Origin of the sequence: Acutalibacter muris (assembly GCF_002201475.1) — a bacterium.
GTDB lineage: Bacteria > Bacillota > Clostridia > Oscillospirales > Acutalibacteraceae > Acutalibacter > Acutalibacter muris.
Genome location: NZ_CP021422.1, coordinates 2,362,187 through 2,384,102, shown reverse-complemented (window position 1 = coordinate 2,384,102; position 21,916 = coordinate 2,362,187). Strand labels below are relative to the sequence as shown.

The window sequence follows — 21,916 nt, the reverse complement described above, 5'->3', positions numbered from 1 at the left end:
CGGATTTTTTGCCGCCGGGCGGGAGAAAGCTGTAAAATTTTTTTGATAGCTTTCGTGTAGATTTTGATACTTGAAATTTTGTGTCAGAGCGGCTTACAATAGGCCGTAGGAGGTCTCTATTCAGGAGGCGGCCGTGCCAAAACTGAAAGAAGACGCTCCCATATAATATGTAAGGAGGAAAACATACTATGAAACAGCTCAAATCAGTCCTAGCGCTCCTGCTGGCCCTTGCGCTGCTGGTATCCTGCTTCGCCGCCTGCGGCGGAAGCGATAACAGCTCCGCGGGCGGGAGCTCCTCTGAGAGCAGCTCGGTGGATTCCGAATCATCGGAATCCAATGTGAGCTCTGAGGACAGCGCCAAGGAGGGCGAGACCGGCACCCCCGCATCGGACATCTATGAAGGGGAGACCAACCAGCAGACCTATCCCCTGACAGAGGAGAAGGTCACCCTCACCATGTGGTACCCCAACGCGGGCTCCATGGGCGAGCTGGCCGACTTTAACGACGGCGAGTTCTGGCAGTGGTACGAGGAGAAGACCAATGTGCATATCGACTTTATTGTGCCGGCCAGCGGCAGCGAGTCAGATGCTTTCCAGCTGCTGTTTGCCTCTGCTGATATGCCAGATATGATCGAGCATAACCCTAACGGACAGAAGTACCGCGGCGGCGAGGATGCCGCTATTGAGGACGGCTACTTTGTGGACGTGGCCGAACACCTGGACTGGGTGCCCAATTATGTCAGCTGGCTGCACAGCCATGAGGACTGGGGCAAGGCCTGCTACAGCGATACCGGCAAGCTCTACGCCATGTGGGGCGTATGGCGCACCATTAACGAGGAGGGCGCTCTGGCCGACCAGGGCCTGTCCCTCCGCAAGGACTTTTTGGACAAGGTGAAGATGGAGGTTCCCACTACCTATGACGAGTGGGAGACGGTCCTGACCGCTTTTAAGGACGAGCTGGGCATAGAGGCCCCCTTCTATACCTCCAAGTATGGCATCGACAACGGCGAGTTCATGGCCGGCTATGACACCGCCCCGTACTTCTATCAGCGGGACGGAAAGGTACAGTATGGTCCCATGGACGACCAGTACAAGGATTACCTGGGGCTGCTCCACGACTGGTGGGAGAAGGGCCTTTTGGATAAGGACTTTGCCACCCGGACCTCCGGCGGCATTACAGCCGACAACGATATGATGCTCAACGACAAGGTGGGGGCCCTTGTGGACTACGGCACCCGTATGTCCGACACCTACATCACCCGCGGCGCCACCAACCCGGACTTCTATACCGTGGCCGCTCCCCAGCCCAAGAAGAGCGCCAGCGATCCCGACCCGGCCTGGAGAATGTATGACGCCGGCTCTGACCGCATGACTACCCGCGCCATGGCCTTCAACGCCGAGAGCGAGCATCTGGAGCTGGCTATGCGCTGGAACGACGGCTTCTACGCCGAGGACGTCTTCCTCAACGCCAACTACGGCCTTGAGGAGCAGGAGGGCACAGTCTGGTTTGCCGCCGAGGACGGCCACCGTATTGGCGACTATGACTTCCGCTACTCCAACCCGGACGGCATCTCCTCCGCCACAGTGCTGGTGCAGTTCTGGACCAAGAATCCTCCCGTGCGCGTGGAGGCCGCCCAGATAGAGCAGTCCGATCAGAACAAGCAGGATTCCTATCAGGTGTGGAGCCAGTATGAGCCCACCCACTTCCTGCCCGTGCGTCTGACGAACACCGCCGAGGAGGGCACACAGTTTGCCTCTAAGTACACCGATATCGAGACCTATGTGCAGGAGTGCAACGTGAAGTTCATCATGGGCCAGATGTCCCTGGACGACTACGACTCTTACCGCGATACCCTTAAGAGTATGGGCATTGAGGACTGCATCGCCCTTAAGCAGGCGGCCCTGGACCGTTATAACGCCCGTGAGATGAAGTAAAGCATAGTTCTTCCCCCGGGAGAGGGTTCTCCCTAAGTTTGTAAAATAAGAAGGAATGGGCGGGTATCAGACGCTGAGGTTACTGCCACGGCCTGATGCCCGCCGTTCTATTTATTATGTGTGAGGAGGGACCGCTATGAAAAAGCCGGCCGGCGCTTTGGGCGCGGCAGTAATAGAAAAGCCGCCCTTTGCCCTTCGGCTAAAGCGCGACATGAGGGCCAACTGGAGCATTTATCTTATGGCCCTGCCGTTTCTGGCGTATTTTATAATTTTCCACTACATCCCCATGGGCGGAGTGCTCATGGCCTTTCAGGATTTCTCTATCAAGAAGGGAATATTCGGCAGCCGCTGGGTGGGTATGCAGCAGTTTGAGACCTTCTTCAACTCGCCGTATTTTACCCGCACACTGACGAACACGCTGCTTATCAGCTTCTACGGGCTGCTGTTCTCCTTCCCGTTTCCGATAATCTTTGCCCTCTGCCTTAACGAGGTGCGCAATAAGCACTTTAAGAAGATAACCCAGACCATTTCGTATCTGCCGTATTTTATCTCCGTGGTGGTGGTGGTCGCCATTCTAACCGACTTCAGCAAGGCCAACGGCGTGCTGACCCAGATGGCCGCGGCCCTGGGAGACGACGGCGGGGCACTCATCTCCAGACCCGAGTGGTTCCGAACGCTGTACATAGGCTCGAATATGTGGCAGCATCTGGGGTATAACTCCATAATTTTCATATCCGCCCTGGCCAGCATTGACCCGGAGCTCTATGAGGCGGCGGTCATCGACGGCGCGGGCCGCTGGAAACAGACCCTATATATCACTCTGCCGGGCATAGTGTCCACCATCGTGGTGCTGTTGATACTGCGTCTTGGCCAGATAATGAGCGTTGGCTATGAGAAGATAATCCTGATGTACGGCCCGGCCACCTATGAAACTGCGGACGTTATCTCCAGCTATATGTACCGGGTGGGCATACAGGACTCAAACTACTCCTACTCCACCGCCATAAACCTGTTCAATTCCGTCATAAACTTCATCATCCTGTTTGTGGCCAACGCCTTCAGCAGGAGGATAAGCGAGACCAGCCTGTGGTAAAGGAGGTACCGATATGCTGCAAAGAACCAATGGCCAGAAGGTGTTCGCGGTATTCAACACCATCGGTCTGGTACTGCTCTCGATAATTTTCATATTGCCCGTATGGCACGTAGCCATGGGCTCCATCAGCGACCCGCTGAAGGTGTCCGCCACCAGCGGACTGATCCTTACCCCGCTGGGAGAGCCCACCATGGGCGGCTATAAGCTTGTCATGCAGAACAACTCCATACTGGTGTCCTATTTGAACACATTCATCTATGTGCTGGGCTCCACTTCCATAGGCTTGGTCCTGAACCTCCTGGCGGCCTATGTGCTCTCAAGGAAGAACCTGATGTTCAAGGGCATCATCGTCTTTATTGTAATGTTCACCATGATATTCAACGGCGGCCTGATACCCACCTATATCCTTGTGCGGAACCTTGGGATGCTGGACACTCGCTGGGCCATAATACTGCCCGGCTGCGTCACGGCCTACAACATAATTATCATGCGCACCTCCTTCTCCCAGATACCGGACGAGCTCTATGAGGCGGCGCGCATAGACGGCGCGGGGAATTTCCGCATACTCTGGCAGATAGTTGTGCCTGTGTCAAAGGCCATAATTGCCGTTATCGTGCTGTTCTACGCTATACAGCAGTGGAACGCATGGTTCAACGCCTCCATATACCTGACAAAGCGCGAGTTGTTCCCGCTGCAGCTGACCTTGAGGGAAATAGTGCTGCTGTCCTCTGAGAACTCCATCGTGGCGGAGGCCGACGGTCAGGACGTGGAGATATACCGTCCGCTGATAAAATACGCCACCATTATGGTTTCCGTGATACCCATGATGGTAATCTACCCGTTTATTCAGAAATACTTTGTGACCGGCGTAATGATCGGCTCCGTAAAGGGCTGATAAGGCTTCGGGCCTTGCGCTTATTCTCTGTTCTGCGGCGAAGGTAAAGATCTGCGGTATTCCGTGGGGGTGCGGTCCTCTGCCTTGCGGAACTGCCGTATAAGGGCCAGCGCATTGGAATACCCCACCTGTACGGCAATGCTCTCCACTGTGGCTGTGCTTTCGCGCAGCAGCAGCTTGGCGGCGTCCAGCCGTCTTTGGTGGATGTACTCCAGTGCGCTTATGCCATACTTTTTGCGAAAGAGCTGGGAGAGGTGCGAGGGGCTTACGGAGAACTTCTCGGCCACCAGTGCCACGCTGATGTTCATGTCGGTATAGTTTTCGTTTATGTAGCGGGCCGCGTTCTGGGCGATGCCGCCGCTGCCGGCCTGTTCGTTCTCTGCGCACCAAAGGGAGCGGAAGAACTCCATCCAGCGGCACATGAGTTCGGTAAGCTCCCGCTCGTGCTGCTCTGAGCGTATGCCCGAGAAGAAGCCCTCTATCTCTGAGCGGTGGGCGTCGGTGGTCTCCCTTGAGAGGTTTGAGAGCAGATAGCTTGCCAGCACCGCTGTGGCGGTGCGTACCTCACCGAAGGAGGCCGGCTCGTTGGAGAAGTTCTGGCAGCGCAGCTCGAGATAGAGCCGCAGGCCCTCCTCCATATCGCCGGCCGCCACGGCGGAATAGAACTCCTTCTGGCGGGTGGCGACGTCCTCCGGGCGTGGGGGATGCTGAGAGGCCAGCCGCTGGCGGATATCGTCATAGGTGCAGGGGCTTTTTACGAGCTGGTAGCTTTCCATCTGCTCCATGCCCCAGCAGGCCTCCTTATAGGCGGCGTTCAGGCGGTCCAGCCCGTCCGCCGGGGCGGAGAGATAGGAGCAGACCTCTATGCCTATCTGCCCGCGCAGGAACCTGCCCGCTTCGCCAAGGCACGCGGCAAGGGTGGGAACGGGGTCCTCATTGCCAGGGGCCAGACTGACAAGGACCCAGACCTGCCCGCCGGCCTGGCAGGTGTAGGCCCGGCCGGCCTTGTCCATCAGTTCCCCGGCCACAGAGGCCACGGCGAACCGGGCAAGGCTCTCGGCGTCGGGGTCGTTGGGGGTCTGGGCCGCGTCCGGAAAGAAGCCGCCGATGTCCACTATGCGGAACACGGCCAGGGCGAAGGAGTCAAAGGGGAACTCGATGCCGTTTTTCTCGCACAATACTCGGGCCGCCTGGGACTGGGCGCCGTCCTCGCTTCTGAGCAGCGCCGCAAGGGCCTCCTCCCGGAAACGGTTGGCCTCTCTGGTCATGGCCCGGGCATACTCCTGGGAGTATTTCAAGAGAGAGCGTATGCTGCTCTCAAGCTGGGCAAGCTCGCCCTCCTGGCCGTCGGGCCGGTGCTTTCCCGTGACCATATTGCTCAGATGCCGTATGGGGCGGGCGTTGTGCTGGGAGAGCAGAGCGGAGAAGGCCAGACCCAGTACAATATACACGGCGCAGTACAGTAGCATCAGCAGATGATAGTGCCGCTGGGTCTGGGCCCATTGGGAGTAGTCCACCGCCGAATAGAGAGTGAATCCCTCCAGCTCGTCAGAGTACATCACCGCGTAAGCTTGGCCGTCGAAGACCACACGGTTAATAGAGCCGGGCTTCAGCTGCTGGCCGGTGCAATAGGCGGCCAGGGCCTGGTTGCTGACGGGACTGGCTATTAAGCCGGTGGAGTTCGAGACCGCCCACAGCATGGAACCCTCGTCCTCAGAGACTGTCATTGGGGACCAGAAGGACTGCAAGTTCAGCTCCAGTATCTCCGTCGTTCTCTCTGAGCCGGCACGCCGGTCGATGACCGCGATAAGGCGTTCCGTGCGCCCGTTCCGGGAGATAGGGCAGAGAGCGAAGGCCCTGCCTTGGGAGAGCTCCAGTATCTGGTCAAAGTCTATGCCCAGCTCGTTTTCAAGGCTTTTGCTGAAATAGTCCTTTGAGGTCACGTACCCCTTTGTGGTGACCCCCACTTGGGGGTTTGAGAACCAAATATAGATATCTTTTATGTCGCGGTTAAAGGCGGTGTAGCTGTTCAGCCGCTCCCGCAGCTCTCCCACGTTCTGAAGCTTATAGGAGCCAAGGGGCGAGGTGGCATAGGTGAGTGAGACGTACAGCTTGTCCGTATGTACCAGGTTCATCAGGTTGTACAGCTCTGCCTGCTCATTCTCAACGGAGGCCGCTGCCTGGGACTGGGTAAGCATACTGTAGCGGTATGTCTCGGTCTCCAGCTGGCGGCGGGACATCTGTATTAGCACAAACAGCGCCGAGACGGATATGGCAAGTACAGCCAGATATGAAATGAACAGCGTACGTCCAAAGCTCTTTTGCGCAGAGCTCTTTATTTTGTCCCAGACGGTACCGGGCTTTTTCTCGGTATTCATATTGCCCCTCCAAAAATAATATTAAATCAAATACATACAAGAAAGGGAATTAAATATATGTATACAGTGCAGGTCGATCCGCATACCCACACAATTTTCTCCGGCCATGCCTTCAGCACCATAGGGGAGAACGCCGCCGCAGCCAAAAAGGCGGGACTCTTGGCCATAGGTATGTCCGAGCACTACGGCCCCACCTTCACAAAGGACCCGCTGGGCTTCGGGCCCATGATGAATATGCCCGCGCTGCCAAGAGTCATAGACGGCGTGACGATTCTTGCCAGCGTGGAGATAGACATAGTGGACTTCAAGGGGCATCTGGGGTTCTGGGATTTGGAGCACCCCTTCTTTGTGCCCAAAGAAGGCGGCGACTTTAACTCCCGCCTTCTGGACAGCCGGGACTACGCCATAGCCAGCGTCCACCACTTCAAGGGCATGGAGGAGAACACTGTCGCCAAGAACACTGAGATGTACTGCCGTGTGCTGGAGGACCCAAGAGTCCATATCATCGGCCATCCAGGAAGGGCGCCCTTGAGGTTCGACATAGAGGAGGTCTGTAAGACCGCCAAGGCCCACGGGAAGATGCTGGAGATAAACGACCACTCCTTCGACTCCAAAAGCAACGTGACGGACGAATGCCGCCGGATAGCGGAGTGCTGCGCGGAGCTGGGGGTGCTGGTATCGGTGGGCAGCGACGCCCACAGCGCCTGGTTCGTGGGGCAGGTGGGGCGCGCCATGGGGATGCTGAGGGAGATCGGATTCCCGCCTGAGCTTATCGCCAACCGCACGCTGGACGGGTTTTTGGAGCATATAAAGAGGGCCAGATAACCAATCAGTCCGGGCGGAATGCCCGGACTTCTGCGTGGTTTTTTTGTTATTTTAACACAAATCGAAGATATTTGCAACTATCTTTAAATTTGTCCCACTTGACATTTGGGAAAAAACCGGGTAAGCTATATCATATAAGGGTATATAGTTAAACGCGCTTTGAATCTGCGCCGGATATGACCCGAAAATTCAGAAAAAGCAGAGGTGAGCCGAGTGAGCGTTCCACGAAGTAATGACAGCGCTGAACCCCGAGAACAATACTTTCTGGTAGAAAGCGGCTTCGCACGCTATCTATCAGAAAGTATGCCGGCTCGCCTGTCAACATATATAGAGTAAAGCTGTGCTGATTCGCGGGCGCGTTCCTGCGGGGCCGGTGCTGTATGCTTCTCATTTTCACAAAAAAATGAAGGAGGTACACACCGATGGAAAACAATGTAATGGAGGAGCAGCTTCGGACCCTTTCGGAGCTGCTGGAGGAGAGGAGGTTCAGCGGGGCGGGGGCCATAGTTAAGGATATGAACCCGGCCGACGCCGCGTGGATACTGGAGGAGCTGCCGGAGCAGCGGATGCCTGTTTTGTTCCGGCTGCTGCCAAAGGAGCTGGCGGCAGACACCTTCGCCTATATGGAGCCCGAGAGCCAGGAGCTGCTGGTGCAGGGCTTCAGCGACAGGGAGCTGGACGAGGTGATGGAGCAGCTGTTTTTGGACGACACGGTGGACATGATAGAGGAGATGCCCGCCAATGTTGTGAAGAAGATACTGCGCCACGTGGACAGCGAAACCAGGAGAATGATAAACCAGGTGCTGAACTACCCCAAGGACAGCGCCGGGAGCATCATGACCATGGAGTACGTGGACCTGAAGCGGAGCATGACCGTCGAGCAGGCCTTCGAGCGCATACGCCGCACGGGGGTGGAGAAGGAGACCATATACACCTGCTACGTCACGGACAGCAGGAGGAAGCTCTTGGGCATAGTCACCGTGAAGGATCTGCTGCTGGCTAGAAAAGACGAAGTTATACGCAATATAATGGAGACCAACGTAAAGTACGTGAGCACCCATACGGACCAGGAGGAGGCCGCAAGGGCCCTTAGCAAATACGACTTCCTGGCCCTGCCGGTGGTGGACGCAGAGGAGCGCCTGGTGGGCATAGTCACCGTTGACGACGCCATCGACGTTATCCAGGAGGAGGCCACCGAGGACATCGAGAAGATGGCGGCCATCGCCCCCTCGGACCGACCGTATATGAAGACCGGGGTCTTTGCCACCTGGCGGAAAAGGGTCCCATGGCTGCTGTTTTTGATGATCTCCGCCACCTTTACCAGCGGTATACTGGCCTCCTTCGAGGGGGCCTTGGCCGCCAGTATGGTGCTGACGAACTTTATCCCTATGCTGATGGACACCGGCGGCAACTCCGGGGGCCAGAGCTCGGCCACCATAATACGCGGCCTGTCTCTGGGCGAGATACAGTATAGGGACGTGCCCAGGGTGCTCCTTAAAGAGTGCAGTGTGGCTATGCTCTGCGGCGGAACCTTAGCCCTGGCAAATTTTGTGAAGCTGCTGCTTGTTGACCGGGTGGCCCTGACGGTAGCGGCGGTGGTCTGCGTAACCCTTGTGGCCGCCATACTGGTGGCTAATATAGTGGGCAGCAGTCTGCCCATACTTGCAAAGCGCCTGGGGCTTGACCCCACGGTGACCGCCAGCCCCCTTATCACCACCATTGTGGACGCGGTGGTGCTGATGATATACTTTAATATTGCCAAGGCGGTTCTGGGAATCTGAGGGCTTTGCCGCGCATATGATTGTGTTCTTAACCTTGAACTTCTTTCAGCGCTAAATACCTGCCATATCTTAAGCCGGTATTGGTATTTATATTAATTCTAAAAAATAAACTATGGAGGAATGTGTTATGTCAAAGATAGTTAATGTGGCCATCGTGGGCTGCGGCGGCATGGGCGGCGGCCACGCCGTGGCCATAGCCACCGGCAGCGGACAGGCCCTGTGGATGACCGACGGCTCCAAGGGCCGGGAGCTGGCCCCGGGGGACACGGACCTAAAAACCAAAATGGCACTTTCCGGCACCTTCGATGTGAAGGAGGAGCGTCAGGAGTGGGCACGTAAACAGGGCTTTAATACTTACAGCAGCTTTGAGGAGATACTGGACGACCCCCAGGTGGACGTGGTTTTGATAGCCACCCCTAATGACAGCCATAAGGAGCTGGCGATAAGGGCCATGAAGGCCGGCAAAAGCGTGCTCTGCGAGAAGCCCGTTATGATGAACAGCAGGGACTTCGAGGAGGTGCTGGAGGTCGCGAAGGAGACCGGCAGGGTGTTCTATCCCCGGCAGAACCGCCGCTGGGACAAGGACTATCTGACCATAAAGAAGCTCTTTGAGGAGAAGACCCTGGGCGATGTGTTCCATATCGAGTCCCGCTATCACGGCAGCCGCGGCATACCCGGCGACTGGCGGGGTATGAAGGAGAAGGGCGGCGGCATGATGTTCGACTGGGGCGTGCACCTTTTGGACCGCATGGTGATGATGATACCCGGGAAGATTAAGACCGTCTATGCCCGCATGACTCATGTGACCAACGATGAGGTGGACGACGGCTTTATAATGAACATGACCTTTGACAGCGGCATAACGGCCACCGTCGAGGTGGGCACCTGCAACTTCATAAACCTGCCCCTTTGGTATATGGCCGGGACCAAGGGCACGGCGGAGATAAAGGACTTCCAGGACCGGGGCCATATGGTGCTCCTCAGAAGCTGGGAGGACAAGGACGCCACACCCATTCTCATGGGCGAGGGGCTCTCAAAAACCATGGCGCCAAGGGGCAGCGACACTATGGATGATATGCCCCTGCCGGACATCACATACGACCGCAACGAGCTCTATTCCAACGTCTGCGACGTGGTGCTGGGCGAGGGCGAGCAGATAGTGAAGAACGAGGAGGCCCTGCGCATACTGAAGCTGATGGAGGCCGCCCTGGAGTCCGACAGGAGAGGTACTTCCGTTGAATTCGAATGATTTGCTGCGGGCGCTAAGCGTCCCCCAGGGCCCGGTGGACGTGGTGCTGGACACGGACACGTATAACGAGATAGACGACCAGTTCGCGCTGTCGTATCTCATGCGCTCCCCGGAGCTGCACACCAAGGCCATATACGCCGCACCCTTCTTCAACGAGAACTCCTCGGGGCCAGAGGACGGTATGCTGAAAAGCTACGACGAGATATTCAAGGTGCTAAAGCTCTTGGGGGAGAGGGCGGAGGTATATAAGGGTTCGCCCGCATATCTGCCTGACGAGCATACCCCGGTCGTATCTCCCGCTGCGGAGGACCTCTGCCGAAGGGCGAAGGAGTACCGCCCGGAGAGACCGCTTTATGTGGTGGCCATAGGAGCCATAACCAACATAGCCTCCGCCATACTTATGGACCGAAGTATAACTGACCGCATAGTGGTGGCCTGGCTGGGCGGTCACGGTTTGGATTTCCATGACACGAAGGAATTTAATCTTATACAGGACGTGGCTGCCGCCCGTGTGGTGATGGGCAGCGGGGCACCCTTTGTACAGCTGCCCTGCTATGGCGTGGTGAGCGCCTTTTCCACCAGCCGACCGGAGCTGGAGTATTGGCTTAAGGGGAAGAACCCTCTCGCCGACTACCTCTGCCGGAACACCATAGAAGCGGCGGAGAGCTACGCCGCCGGCACGGCCTGGAGCCGCATCATCTGGGATGTAACGGCTGTGGCTTGGCTTTTAAACCGTGACGACCGCTTCATGCTCTCCCGCCTGCAGCCGGTAAGCCTGCCGGCCTATGACGGCCAGTACGAGCGCTGCCCCACGGCACACCTGATGAGATACGTTTACCAGATAAACCGGGACGCGCTGCTGACGGATCTGTTCAAAAAGCTGACAGATTAAGCGCAAAAGCGATACAAAAAGCCCGCCGTTCAAGGGAGAACGGCGGGCTTTAGTTTACAAGAGGACCCGCTTGACCGTAATGTGCTTCTCAATAACCTGCCTACATGAGGAACAGGTGGGTGCCCTCCCGCATGGTTCACGCTCCCTTCGTCCAACCACGGTCAAAGCCGGGCCGGGAGGTCTGCAATCCGCAGGCGGAGGGGGGCTCCCTAATTGATGAGTGTAGGGTTATATGTGCACAATTCGCGCATCAAGCAGGCGGCGGGGCGCCCCCGCTGGCAAGTCGCGGGGCGCGCAAAGCGGGCGCGCTTGGCTAGTGGAGGCAGAAAGGTCTGATGTCGCGGAGTAGGGGGCTGCCGGTTAGCTCTGTTGCGGCAACGGCTCTCCTTGTCTGTCTATGGGTTTATGGGAGGGTCACTCCTCGGGCTCGTCGTAATAGGCCTCGTTAAAGCGGGTCTCAAAGATATCCGCCAGCTTATCCAGGAGCGCGTCGTCCTCCAGCTCCTGAAGCTGCTCCTCGCCGTCCTCCTCTATAACCTCGAAGATGTAGTAGGTCTCGGCATCCGAGACCATGTCCTCCGGGTCCTGCCTGGTGGGCACCAGGGCCATAAAGTGGCCGTCGTCGGTCTCCAGCTCGTCTATGATCTCAAACTCGTGCTCCTGGCCCTCGTCGTCTATAAGGGTTATCAGGTCGGCTTCAAATCCAGTATCCAAAATATCCGCTCCTTTCCGATATGCCTATTGTACATAAAAACTGCCGGAAAGTCAAGATTAAATTTATGGCCCGGCTGTTAATCTGCCCAAAAACCCAGGCAAATATGGCGTTGGCGGCGGCTTTGTAATATCTGGCAAAATTTTTTCAAAAATTTTTAAAAAACCTATTGACAAACCCGAGGGGGCGGTGTATAATATAGTCACAACAGAAGAAGATAAACAAAAATTCTTCAGTCAGTTGCAGGCCGGAGGGGCCGGAAGTAGCAAGGACGTTTATCAGAGCTTTATTTGGTAAAGGCTGCGAAAACGGTGGGGAGAGGAGGAAAGCCGCAGTATAGAGAAAACCGGCAGGTAGTTTCAGGAGGAAGCGAAAGAGAAGGCCGGAAAAGGCGGCGCCGGAAGGCGGCAAAATTATTGACGGAAAGGCGGGCGAGTCCAATGGACAGCACAATCGAAGCACAGCACGGCGGGCTCGCGGCCCGCAAATAAATATAGATGAAGCCTTTAAACAACAGAACATGGAAAGGCAGGTCGTACCGATGGGCGTTTTTAAGTCCTATACCGACCAGCAGGCATGGATCTAGTCAGGCGCCGCGAATTACATAGCTTGATAAAGCAAATCATAAATTTTAAAAACGCGGGGCAGATAGATTGGTAATGATGTGCCGGAAAAGGAAGCAAGTGCCAATGGACTGTTGATGGTTCCTTGAAAAGTTCACAGAAGGTGTAAAACTTCATCGATAATAATGGGTCTCCGGGTCGCTCCCGGGGACCTTTTTTTGCCTGTTTCAAGGTTTCCAGAAAATTCAGCTTGAAATTCCTCCAAGGATTATATATAATATAAGACAGACTAAATACAGGAGGTCTCCCAATGACGAAAAAATGGGACCCTAACGCTTTCTGGAGCTTTTATACGGAGCTTATCGGCGGCTCGAACCTCTCCAGCATGGCGGGATATCCTCAGCATGGAAACACCTGCCGGCTGCTGCACAGCGTGGCTGTGGCCTATTATAGCTGCCGTATTGCGTCCCTGCTGGGCGCACGCTTTCATATGCGTGATATGGCCCGGGGGGCCCTTTTCCACGATTACTTCTTCTATGACGCTCAGGACGGTGACCCGGCACATAAAAAGCACTGGTCCAGGCACCCGGATATTGCCTGGCAAAACGCGTCGAAGGAGCTGGACCTGACCGGCATAGAGACCGACATCATCCGCACTCATATGTTCCCGCTGACCATACGCCCGCCCAAATACAGAGAGGGGGCGGTGGTCACTCTGGTAGATAAGGGCTGCTCTGTCTATGAATTTTTTAAGAGAAAGCGGCCCTATCCCAAGCTGGCTGGGCACGTATAAAATAACCTGCCGTCTGGATTTTTCCAGGCGGTTTTTGTTATGCTCACTCGGTACTTGCATTTTTTGGGAAAAGGAGTTATAATATATCGGTATATCGGGCGGGGACAGGCTTTAATATGATTTTCCTGCCACAAATTGGGTATACTGTTCCCGGGGAGGCGGCGTATTTGCGACTATTTTTTGAAAAGTACCGCGAGTTGATACTCTATGTGTTCTTCGGCGGGCTTACCACCCTGGTGGACTGGGTAAGCTACGGGCTGATGAGGGACCTTCTGCATATGCCGTACATGACGGCGGCCTTCCTGTCCCAGATGTTCTCCATACTCTTTGCCTATGTGACCAACCGGCGCTTCGTTTTTGAGAGCAGGGTGCACGGGGCCAAGGCTGTGGCGGCGGAGATGGCAAAGTTCTTCGGGGCCAGGGGCGCGTCGCTGCTGCTGAACATGCTGGTAATGTACGTGGGCGTGGACATACTCAATATCAACGACAAGGTCATAAAGGTGATAGCCAGCGTACTGGTAATCATCGCAAACTATATTTTCAGCAAGCTCTTTGTGTTCCGCAGCAGCGGGCATGGGGAGCAGGGGGAGGACCCTAATGGCAAGGAGAAAAAATAAGCAGGACTTTCAGGACGTTTCCAGCTATTCCGGCAATGAGGGCAAGAAGCGCCGGAAGGGCCGCAGGGCGAGAATTGCCCTTCAGTGGGTGGCGGGCTTTCTGTGCGTGGTGATGATACTGTTCGGCTCGGCGCTGATCTACATATCCACTGATGTGATCAGCGAGCTGAGCACCACCAGCATCACCAAGGACAAGGACCAGCTGGGTATAAGGGACGACGCAATAGTCAGCTCTGTGCAGGACGACAGCATCACGAATATCGCCATGTTCGGCGTAGACTCCCGCAACAGCGAGTTTAGGGGCCTCTCGGACGTGACCATGATACTAACGGTGGACAACAAGCACAACACCGTCAAGATGACCTCTATCCTCCGTGACAGCCTTGTGAATATCGAGGGCGACGGCTACGGCGGCGGGTACTATAACGAGGACAACAAGATGAACGCCGCCTATGCTTACGGAGGGCCGGAGCTGGCCATACGCACGCTGAACCAGAACTTCGGTCTGCGCATTGAGGACTATGTGACTATAAACTTTGTCAATATGGCGGCCATAGTGGACGCCTTCGGCGGCGTTGAGATGGAGGTCACCTATGACGAGGTGGAGGAGATAAACCTGAACCTTAACAACCTTATCTGGGAGGTGGAGGACAAGAAGAACGAGGACTACGCCAACGGTATTGAGGGCGTGAACTATCCCCAGGTGCTGGACAGCGACTTTATGTACGCCACCGGCGATGTGGACACCTACCTTCTCAACGGCAACCAGGCTGTGTCCTATGGGCGCATACGGAACATCGGCAGCGACTTCGGCCGCGTTGAGCGCCAGCAAAAGGTGCTGACGGCGCTTATTGACCGGGTAAAATTTTTCGGCGTGACGGAGTACCCGAACCTTGTAAAGAAGCTGGCCCCATATGTCGAGACCAGCCTTTCCATAGACGATATCATCTCCATGCTGCCGATACTGGCGACGGACCTTAAGGTGGAGCGCATCTCTGTGCCGGATTATGAGGCGGAGACCGATCTGCAGGATATTAAATATGACCTGGTGTACGACCTGGAGAACGCGGCAAAGCGTATGAGCGCCTTTATGTTTGAGGAGGTTTCGCCCTATTGGGAGGAATATAAGGACATAGTTGCGAAGACAAAGAAATAGATTTGACTGAGATTTTTAATAGGGAATTGGTAAATGGGACAGAGAGATAACAGGTCCCCGGGCCGGCACAGCGCGCCCCGGGACAGGGAAAAGGCCCCGCTCAGGCGGGAGGCCCTGCACGACAATTATTACTATGAGGACAGAAAGAAGTTTGAGGACATCTCCAGCTACTCCTCCGAGCCCCGCCGCCAGATGGACCGGGCAGCGGTAAGGCGGGCGAAAAAAGCGCCGGTAAAGAAGTCCCCTGCCGGAAGGGGAGTCCCCACGCCCAGGCCGAAGCGCCGGGTAAGGGCCGGGGCGGTCATATCCTGGGCATTGTTCCTGCTGGTCATAGGGGCCGTGGGGTTGTTCCTCTATATGTTCATGGGCTTGAAGGTCACGGACCTTGACGGCGGCCTTGCCGTGTCGGCGGGGCAGGCCGGGGTGAAGAACATAGCCATGTTCGGCGTGGACAGCCGGGACGGGGAGAACGAGGGACGGTCCGACGCGATAATGGTGCTGAGTATTGACAGCCGGACCCATACCCTCAAAATGGCTTCATTTATGCGGGACAGCAACGTGTATATCGACGGATACGGCTATGATAAGCTTACCCATGCCTACGCCTACGGTGGGCCGGAGTTGGCGGTGCGCACCCTGAACCAGAATTTCCAGCTGGATATCACGGACTATATTACCGTGAATTTCTACGACATGACGGAGATAGTGGAGGCCTTTGGCGGCGTAGAACTGGAGCTCACCGGCGAGGAGATGCTGGAGGTGAACCGCAATCTTTGGAACCTGAGCCGCGAGGCCGAAGACGTGGGAGCAGAGGCCTCCATAAAGGACTCGGACTATTTCACCGATGTAAACGGCACGCATAATATGGTAGACGGAGAGTACGCTGGGGGGAAGTTCCTCCTAAATGGGGCCCAGGCTGTGGCCTATTCCCGGATACGCTATATTGGCGGGGACGGAGAGCGCACCAGCCGCCAGCACGAGGTCCTGAAAGGACTTTTACAGCGGGCGAAGCAGCGTACGGTGTTCGCTTGGCCGTCTATTGTCCACGGGGTGGTGCCACACTGCGAGACCTCGCTGAATTTCCTGGACATGGTGAAGCTTGCGCCCTTTGCCTTCGGGCATATCGAAATAGAGAGCGCGACATTCCCCGGGGAAGCCGAGGGGGCCTATGATACGAAGAACGGGGACGGGCAGTATGTCATGGGCTTTGACGAGGGTCTTATGCAGGAAAACCTGCACAGGTTTATATACGGATAAGGATTCATTAGGAGGACAACATATGAGTGAACCGGTATTGGTAATAATGGCCGCGGGCCTTGGCAGCCGCTATGGCGGCGGGGGGCTCAAGCAGGTGGACCCGGTGGGTCCCTGCGGTGAGAGGATAATTGACTTCTCCATGTATGACGCGTATAAGGCGGGCTTTAGAAGGGTGGTCTGCGTTATAAAGCGGGATATGCTGGAGGACTTCAAGACAGAAATAGCCGCGCCCATAGAGAAGTATATGCGCATCGACTACGCTTTCCAGGAACTCAGTGACATACCAGGGGACGCGGAGATACCCGAGGGCAGAGAGAAGCCTTGGGGTACGGGCCACGCGGCCCTGTGCGGCGCACGGCTTTGCGGGGACGCGCCATACGCCGTTATAAACGCCGACGACTTCTACGGCCGGGAGGCTTATGAGAAGCTGTATAACTTCCTAAAGTCTGCGGACCTTGAGGGGGAGAAGCTGGACCTGTGCATGGTGGGCTATCAGGTGCAGAACACCATCTCGGAGAACGGCTATGTGTCCAGGGGGGTCTGCGCCACTGAGGACGGAGGGCTCACCCAGGTGGTGGAGCGCACCAGGATAGGCCGCACCCCGGAGGGCGCTATCGGCTACAGCGAGGACGAGGGGGAGACGTGGGTACAGCTGGACCCGGAGACGCCGGTATCCATGCAGTTCTGGGGCTTCACCCCGGGCTTTACGAAAGCCCTTGAGGAGGAGTATGCCCGCTTCTTCCAAGAGGATCTTCCCAAGAACCCGCTAAAGGGTGAATTTTACCTGCCCTTTGCCGTTAACGCCATGCTTCAGCAGGGCAGGGCAAAGGTACGGGTGCTTGAGACGGGCGGCAAGTGGTATGGAGTGACCTATAGAGTGGACCGCCAGTCGGTGGTGGACGCGCTCAGAGAATTGACTGACAAAGGGGAATACCCCACACCCTTATGGGGATAGTGACCGAAAGGGGGAGCAGGCGCTGCCGCATAAGGAAATTTTGCTTGATTGCACTACAATACCGCTTGTGAAATCCTGCGTCCCCGATTTATAAATGTAGTATAAGGGAGAATATAAAAATTAGGTTGCACGGGCCCTTTGGCTTTGTGTAACCTAATTTGTAATACTACTACGACTCTTGTCATCCATATAGCGGTTACAAGTGGGGGAGCAGCGAGAACGAAAACAAAGTGATACGGCGGCACTTCCCGAAAGGGAGGGACTTCGGAAAAATGACCGCCGCCGACCTCTGAAAATTATTTAAACTTTTCGCCTTTGCTCTTGACATTTTCGCGACTATAGAAAAATCAAAAAAAGGCTTGACATTTTTAAGAAGAGGGAGTATAATAAGAAAGCACTGAGAGAACTGCTGGTGTAGCTCAGTTGGTAGAGCAGCTGATTTGTAATCAGCAGGTCAGGGGTTCGAGTCCGTTCACCAGCTCCAAACTGGGCGGTCCGGCCCGCTGGAAAGGCCGGACAAGCCTTGTATAAAACTAAATATTTTATGGGGGAGTTCCCGAGTGGCCAAAGGGGGCAGACTGTAAATCTGTTGTCGACGACTTCAGTGGTTCGAATCCACTCTCCCCCACCATTGACAAAGCCTTGCATAAAAATGCGAGGTTTTTGTTTTGTTTGTACAAATTGTCTTGGCGGTCAAGTTCAGTAAGAAACTGCATATCAAAATGGATATTGCGGATAGAGTTTCAACTTATTTTTTTTGCGAGTTCGGCGGTTGCTCTGTCGGCTTTTTGTCCTGACCCACACCGTGACCCACACGCGGAAATAAACGGAAACGGCTGGATACTTCCGGGTAGGAAGTTCCAGCCGCTTTTTGCTTGTTGGGGCTGTTTCACATGACCTTGTCCATAAAATTTCCCATCTTTTCTGCGGCTTGCTCCTGCTTTTGGCGGGTAGCGTGGGTGTAGGTTCTCAGGGTAAAACCAGCATCGTAGTGGCCCAGCATACTGCTTACAGTTTTTACGTCTATACCATTTTGTAGTGCGGCGGTCGCGAAAGTGTGTCTTAACGCATGAAAGTTTATATAACTCAATCCGGCTGACTTCAAAATTCTCTTGTGGAGCGTTACGATAGAATCCGGGTAGTACATTTCACCGGTTCTTGTGGAGGGGAACATATAGGGGTTGTCCGGGTGTTTGAGGTGTTCTTGCTGGAGTAGTTCTACGGCTCTTTGCGGGATTGATACCAGCCTGACGGAAGTTTCCGTCTTAGGTCGAGTAATCACGATGTTGCCTTTCTCGTCCCGGGTAGCCTGCTTGCTGACGCTGATGGTCTGATTTTCGATGTCCAAGTCAGACCAGAGGAGCGCTACCAGCTCACCTTTTCGCAGGCCGCTGACCAGCTCCAGGTAGAACATAGGGAGGACGTTACGCCGCTGAGCTTCGGCTAAATAGGCTTTCATGTCCTCGGCGGGAAGGAACTTCATTTCCTTTTTCTCCAGTTTTGGGGCAATGCAGTCTGTCGTGGGGTTGCGCTGAATCAAGTGTTCTTTGACTGCCCGGTCTAAAGCGTTGTGTAGCATGAGGTGGATGCCACGCACGGTGGAGGCGCTTAAGCCAGGTGATTTTTTCTTCTGCGCCTCTCGCAATCTGCCGTTTTCGCGGAGGTCTTGGTAGAGTTTTTGAAGGTCGCGGCCTGTTAGTTTGTTCAGCTTGATGTCGCCGATTCGTGGATTTACATGAAGTTCGATGCTCCGACGGTAGTATTCAGCGGTGGAGACTCGCACATTTGGCTTGGCGTAGAGGGTGTACCAGTTCGTGAGCCATGAGCCGACCGTGTAATCGTCGGAGCGGGCTACGTCCAAATCTTTGGTGTCATCCATTGCCGCAACCAGTTTCTCCTTGACCTCGGCTTGGGTCTTGCCGAGCACATTCTTGATAATGCGCTTTCCTGTGGCTGAGTCGTAGCCTGCTGTATAGCGCCCCTCCCAACGGCCATCCTTGCGTTTGCGTATGTTGCCCTCGCCGTTTGCTCTCTTTTTTGCCATATCTCGGCCCCCTTTCTGACTACCAACACTACCACATGATGCCTGTCTATGTCCACTGACATTTTTCTTACTTTTCCAGTTCCGCCCAAATCCCTTTTCTTTGTTTAGCAGCGCAAATTTTGAGGGAGCTAGTCGTTGTAATATCCGGCTAAAATATCTTCAAAACGTACCTTGCCACGGGTACGGCGCACGTTATTTATGGCCTCACGGCGCATTTCTTCTACTTGCTCGGGCGTGTACTCAGAAAGATCAGCCAGCACCCGCATACCATTTCAAGCTGTACCGCATAACGAAACAACCCCTTTGAGATGGCTTTTGCGTTATCTTCGGACAATTTCAGAACTGCCTCAGCCAGTTTTTCACCCAGAATGTCATTGTCCTGCAAAGCATTGTCCGTCATGAGGCTTTCAACTGCTCGCGCAAACAATTCATTTCGGGAGGAAAATCCCTGTTCCTTCGCAAATCTATCCGCTCGTTTCACTAGACCTCTGTCCAAATATAGACTTATCCGCTGCATATTTTCTGAATCCATAAAGCACCTCTAAAATCGCATTACACCAACTTATGACCCCTAAAAATCTCCCGATATTCAGCCATTTCTGCCGATTCGCAACCCCTAACTTTATACCAAACTCCTATTTGCAACCCCTAGTGTGACCCTATCTTACACCGCCCTGAGAATCCTGAAAAATCCCGTAGTTTCTAGCCCTCCCGCCCGGCTCTGCCGGGCGGTGTGGACTGCAAAGGCGCCGCTCTTGGCGCCTTGCTTTCTCCTGCTTGTTTTTCGACCATGCTTTTTCTGTTCTTTCTGGCTGGATTATCTTCCATTTCAGTGCATATCTTTGCAAGAAATTTGCGTCGCTGCTCGCGGAGGATTTGCGCCGCTGATGGAGGCGAGGCCGGACCCCTCACAAATCGTCACAAATGCCCCAAAACGGCGTTCTGGGGTTGTCCTCGTTTGTTTCCCAGATACGCTCCAAAACCGCCCAACACGGCCCTCACAGGGGCCACAAACGCCTACCTCGATAACTGGCACTCGTTGTGGTACTTGACTGCTCCCCGGATGGGGAGAATCGTAAAAATCAAGTTGCCATTGCGAACCTGACCACTCTCAGATTCGTACTTTGTAGGCTCCGTCAGTATGAGTGTTTTGTACTCAAGCTCCCGCACATACTTCCTCACCGTGTTCTCGCTCATGCCGACTGCGCGGCCAATAGTTTTGTAGCTTGGCCAGCACTGGTGTGACTTCCTGTCCTCGCAATACATGAGGTAGGCGTAGACCGCCAGCTCTCCAGCTGACAATCCTAAACTAAAAATAGCGTTTGGCAGAGGAAAGAAGTTCTTTGCTCCGCTGCATGATGCTCTCAGAAAATTATTCATATCGCATTACCTCCTGTCTGACTCTCGATCCACGAGAGAAATTTTTCTTTGGGAACCACCAGGCGCGAACCGATTCTCAGCACCGGAAAGTCATCCTGGTGCAGCAACTCATAGGCCCCCGCAACTGAAATCCCCAAAATTTCTGCCACTGTTTTCGCATTGAGAAACAGTGGCAGTTCATCATAGCTTTTGAACTTTGATTGAACCACTCCGCACCTCCTAAAAAATTCTTGACTTTTTTGCCTGACCGGTGTAGACTTACTCTTAAATATAGTTTAATTTACCGACTGTCTTATGGTAACACATTGCAACTCGTTTGTCAAGGACAATCCCAAAAATATTTTTAATTTAATAAAGGAGGACGGTTAACATGGCTGATTACCTGTTCTATACCTACTTTGAAGATGGCAACGAGTATTTCGTCTACAAAGATTTGAGGTTCGAACGCTCGCATACAAAGGAAAAAGACTTCCCATTTCTGGAAAGCCTTTTGCGGTTTACCTATTTGGACATCTGGCCGATGGAAGATTTATTTAAGAAAATGGACAGGGCTTTGCTGGATTTCTATCGGGAACATGACTTTGATTCGCAGAGAGCAGTGATGAGTACGCTTGAGGAGCTTGCGAAAAAGCACATCTATTTTGAGTTCCTGCGCCTTGATTGGCAGGCGCGGTTTCGCCTTGTTGATAGGTATCCTGATGAGGACACACACAGGATTCTCCCTCACAAGCAGCTTCGGCACATCCCAAGCGACCTCGACACGCTGCAAAAACAAATCATGCGCTTGTTCCAAGACGTACTGGACATCGACGACGGCAAGAAGAAACCTGTGCAGGAGAAACTGCAAGCCTACCTCGACAAGGAGAAGAGAGAGTCGCTCTATGCTTACCAATTTAAGCCCATCTCCACCGCTTATGAGCGAACCAGGCAGGGGACTTTCGCGGAAGTCCTCCACCCAACCTCCCTCTCTGACCTGGTAGAGTTTTCCCTCCGCGAGTGCGTAAAGCGGGAACAGCGCATGCGCATCTGTTCCTACTGCGGCAAATATTTTGCCATACCCCGGCGCAATACGGCGGAGTTCTGCAATCTCACTGTCGACGAGAACGGGCACACTTGCAGAGAGGTCGGCGCGGTAAAGCGCTGGGCGGAGAAGAAAAATTCGGATGAGTTATTCAAGGAATATCGCCGAGAGTACAAAAAGCGTTTCAACTGGATCAAGGCGGGGAAGATCAGCCCAGGTGCGTTTTATGCTTGGAGTGCTACCGCTAAAGGTAAGCGCGACGAATGTGCAGAGGGTAAGATGTCCTTTGCTGAATTCAGAAAATGGCTAAGCGAATCGTAAAGAAAAAGGGCTGGAAACTTCCGGCCTTTCTCTTTATTTTGCGACGCAGA

The 21,916-nt window shown here is 54.5% G+C and carries 19 protein-coding genes, 2 tRNA genes and 1 other RNA gene; 15 read left to right on the top strand and 7 right to left on the bottom strand.

The annotated features are described in order from the left end of the window. The first annotated feature begins 188 nt into the window (after positions 1-188). From ADH66_RS12210 to ADH66_RS12200, 3 genes are all read left to right on the top strand, one after another. Entirely contained in the window at positions 189-1,934 is a 1,746-nt protein-coding gene (locus ADH66_RS12210; RefSeq protein ID WP_066540302.1) for a type 2 periplasmic-binding domain-containing protein, read from the top strand. Between the two features lie 136 nt (positions 1,935-2,070). Beyond that, positions 2,071-3,027 (top strand): ABC transporter permease, encoded by a 957-nt coding sequence (locus ADH66_RS12205; protein WP_066540304.1) that lies wholly within the window; start codon positions 2,071-2,073, stop codon positions 3,025-3,027. Between the two features lie 13 nt (positions 3,028-3,040). Next, on the top strand, positions 3,041-3,922 hold the full coding sequence (locus ADH66_RS12200; protein ID WP_066540305.1) for a carbohydrate ABC transporter permease: 882 nt from the start codon (positions 3,041-3,043) through the stop codon (positions 3,920-3,922). A gap of 20 nt (positions 3,923-3,942) precedes the next feature. Here the strand turns inward: ADH66_RS12200 and ADH66_RS12195 are convergent, their stop codons facing one another. Beyond that, complete coding sequence (locus tag ADH66_RS12195; protein WP_066540307.1) at positions 3,943-6,300, bottom strand: helix-turn-helix domain-containing protein; 2,358 nt, start codon at positions 6,298-6,300, stop codon at positions 3,943-3,945. A gap of 57 nt (positions 6,301-6,357) precedes the next feature. Between ADH66_RS12195 and ADH66_RS12190 the strand changes: the two genes are divergently transcribed. The 4 genes from ADH66_RS12190 to ADH66_RS12175 all read left to right on the top strand — a co-directional run bounded on the left by ADH66_RS12190 (position 6,358) and on the right by ADH66_RS12175 (position 11,047). Next, the gene (locus tag ADH66_RS12190) at positions 6,358-7,125 is read left to right on the top strand and encodes a PHP-associated domain-containing protein (RefSeq protein ID WP_066540319.1); all 768 of its coding nucleotides are present in this window, start codon (positions 6,358-6,360) and stop codon (positions 7,123-7,125) included. Between the two features lie 422 nt (positions 7,126-7,547). After that, positions 7,548-8,906 (top strand): magnesium transporter, encoded by a 1,359-nt coding sequence (gene mgtE / locus ADH66_RS12185; protein ID WP_066540322.1) that lies wholly within the window; start codon positions 7,548-7,550, stop codon positions 8,904-8,906. 127 nt (positions 8,907-9,033) lie between these two features. Next, positions 9,034-10,155 (top strand): Gfo/Idh/MocA family protein, encoded by a 1,122-nt coding sequence (locus ADH66_RS12180; protein ID WP_084384504.1) that lies wholly within the window; start codon positions 9,034-9,036, stop codon positions 10,153-10,155. Further along, the gene (locus ADH66_RS12175; RefSeq protein ID WP_066540325.1) at positions 10,142-11,047 is read left to right on the top strand and encodes a nucleoside hydrolase; all 906 of its coding nucleotides are present in this window, start codon (positions 10,142-10,144) and stop codon (positions 11,045-11,047) included. The genes ADH66_RS12180 and ADH66_RS12175 overlap by 14 nt, the downstream gene beginning before the upstream one ends. Positions 11,048-11,106: 59 nt before the next feature. Here the strand turns inward: ADH66_RS12175 and ssrS are convergent. Next, positions 11,107-11,311: non-coding RNA, 6S RNA (gene ssrS / locus ADH66_RS12170), on the bottom strand. A gap of 150 nt (positions 11,312-11,461) precedes the next feature. Beyond that, on the bottom strand, positions 11,462-11,761 hold the full coding sequence (locus ADH66_RS12165; protein WP_066540328.1) for a DUF1292 domain-containing protein: 300 nt from the start codon (positions 11,759-11,761) through the stop codon (positions 11,462-11,464). Between the two features lie 871 nt (positions 11,762-12,632). Here ADH66_RS12165 and ADH66_RS12160 point away from each other — a divergent pair. The 7 genes from ADH66_RS12160 (at position 12,633) to ADH66_RS12130 (ending at position 17,731) form a co-directional block, all read left to right on the top strand. Then, positions 12,633-13,115, top strand: coding sequence for an HD domain-containing protein (locus tag ADH66_RS12160; protein ID WP_066540330.1), 483 nt, complete (start codon positions 12,633-12,635; stop codon positions 13,113-13,115). 167 nt (positions 13,116-13,282) lie between these two features. Continuing rightward, positions 13,283-13,732, top strand: coding sequence for a GtrA family protein (locus tag ADH66_RS12155; protein WP_066540334.1), 450 nt, complete (start codon positions 13,283-13,285; stop codon positions 13,730-13,732). Beyond that, the gene (locus tag ADH66_RS12150) at positions 13,713-14,888 is read left to right on the top strand and encodes an LCP family protein (RefSeq protein ID WP_066540336.1); all 1,176 of its coding nucleotides are present in this window, start codon (positions 13,713-13,715) and stop codon (positions 14,886-14,888) included. The genes ADH66_RS12155 and ADH66_RS12150 overlap by 20 nt, the downstream gene beginning before the upstream one ends. Positions 14,889-14,921: 33 nt before the next feature. Next, entirely contained in the window at positions 14,922-16,145 is a 1,224-nt protein-coding gene (locus ADH66_RS12145; protein WP_066540339.1) for an LCP family protein, read from the top strand. A 22-nt stretch (positions 16,146-16,167) separates the two neighbouring features. After that, complete coding sequence (locus ADH66_RS12140; RefSeq protein ID WP_066540358.1) at positions 16,168-17,100, top strand: sugar phosphate nucleotidyltransferase; 933 nt, start codon at positions 16,168-16,170, stop codon at positions 17,098-17,100. 408 nt (positions 17,101-17,508) lie between these two features. Further along, a tRNA-Thr gene (locus ADH66_RS12135) sits at positions 17,509-17,584 on the top strand. Between the two features lie 62 nt (positions 17,585-17,646). Continuing rightward, a tRNA-Tyr gene (locus ADH66_RS12130) sits at positions 17,647-17,731 on the top strand. Between the two features lie 258 nt (positions 17,732-17,989). Here the strand turns inward: ADH66_RS12130 and ADH66_RS12125 are convergent. The 4 genes from ADH66_RS12125 to ADH66_RS12110 all read right to left on the bottom strand — a co-directional run bounded on the left by ADH66_RS12125 (position 17,990) and on the right by ADH66_RS12110 (position 20,733). After that, entirely contained in the window at positions 17,990-19,144 is a 1,155-nt protein-coding gene (locus ADH66_RS12125) for a tyrosine-type recombinase/integrase (protein WP_066540361.1), read from the bottom strand. A gap of 128 nt (positions 19,145-19,272) precedes the next feature. Continuing rightward, entirely contained in the window at positions 19,273-19,410 is a 138-nt protein-coding gene (locus ADH66_RS20680) for a hypothetical protein (protein WP_207652988.1), read from the bottom strand. 751 nt (positions 19,411-20,161) lie between these two features. Continuing rightward, entirely contained in the window at positions 20,162-20,524 is a 363-nt protein-coding gene (locus tag ADH66_RS12115) for a helix-turn-helix domain-containing protein (RefSeq protein WP_066540367.1), read from the bottom strand. Continuing rightward, positions 20,521-20,733: a helix-turn-helix domain-containing protein gene (locus ADH66_RS12110; RefSeq protein WP_066540370.1), complete on the bottom strand. Its 213-nt coding sequence runs from the start codon at positions 20,731-20,733 to the stop codon at positions 20,521-20,523. Before ADH66_RS12110 ends, ADH66_RS12115 begins: the two co-directional genes overlap by 4 nt. Positions 20,734-20,894: 161 nt before the next feature. Here ADH66_RS12110 and ADH66_RS12105 point away from each other — a divergent pair, with 161 nt between their 5' ends. Beyond that, a complete protein-coding gene (locus ADH66_RS12105) occupies positions 20,895-21,866 on the top strand; it encodes a DUF6076 domain-containing protein (RefSeq protein ID WP_066540373.1) in 972 nt (323 codons plus the stop codon). The last annotated feature ends 50 nt before the right edge of the window (positions 21,867-21,916 follow it).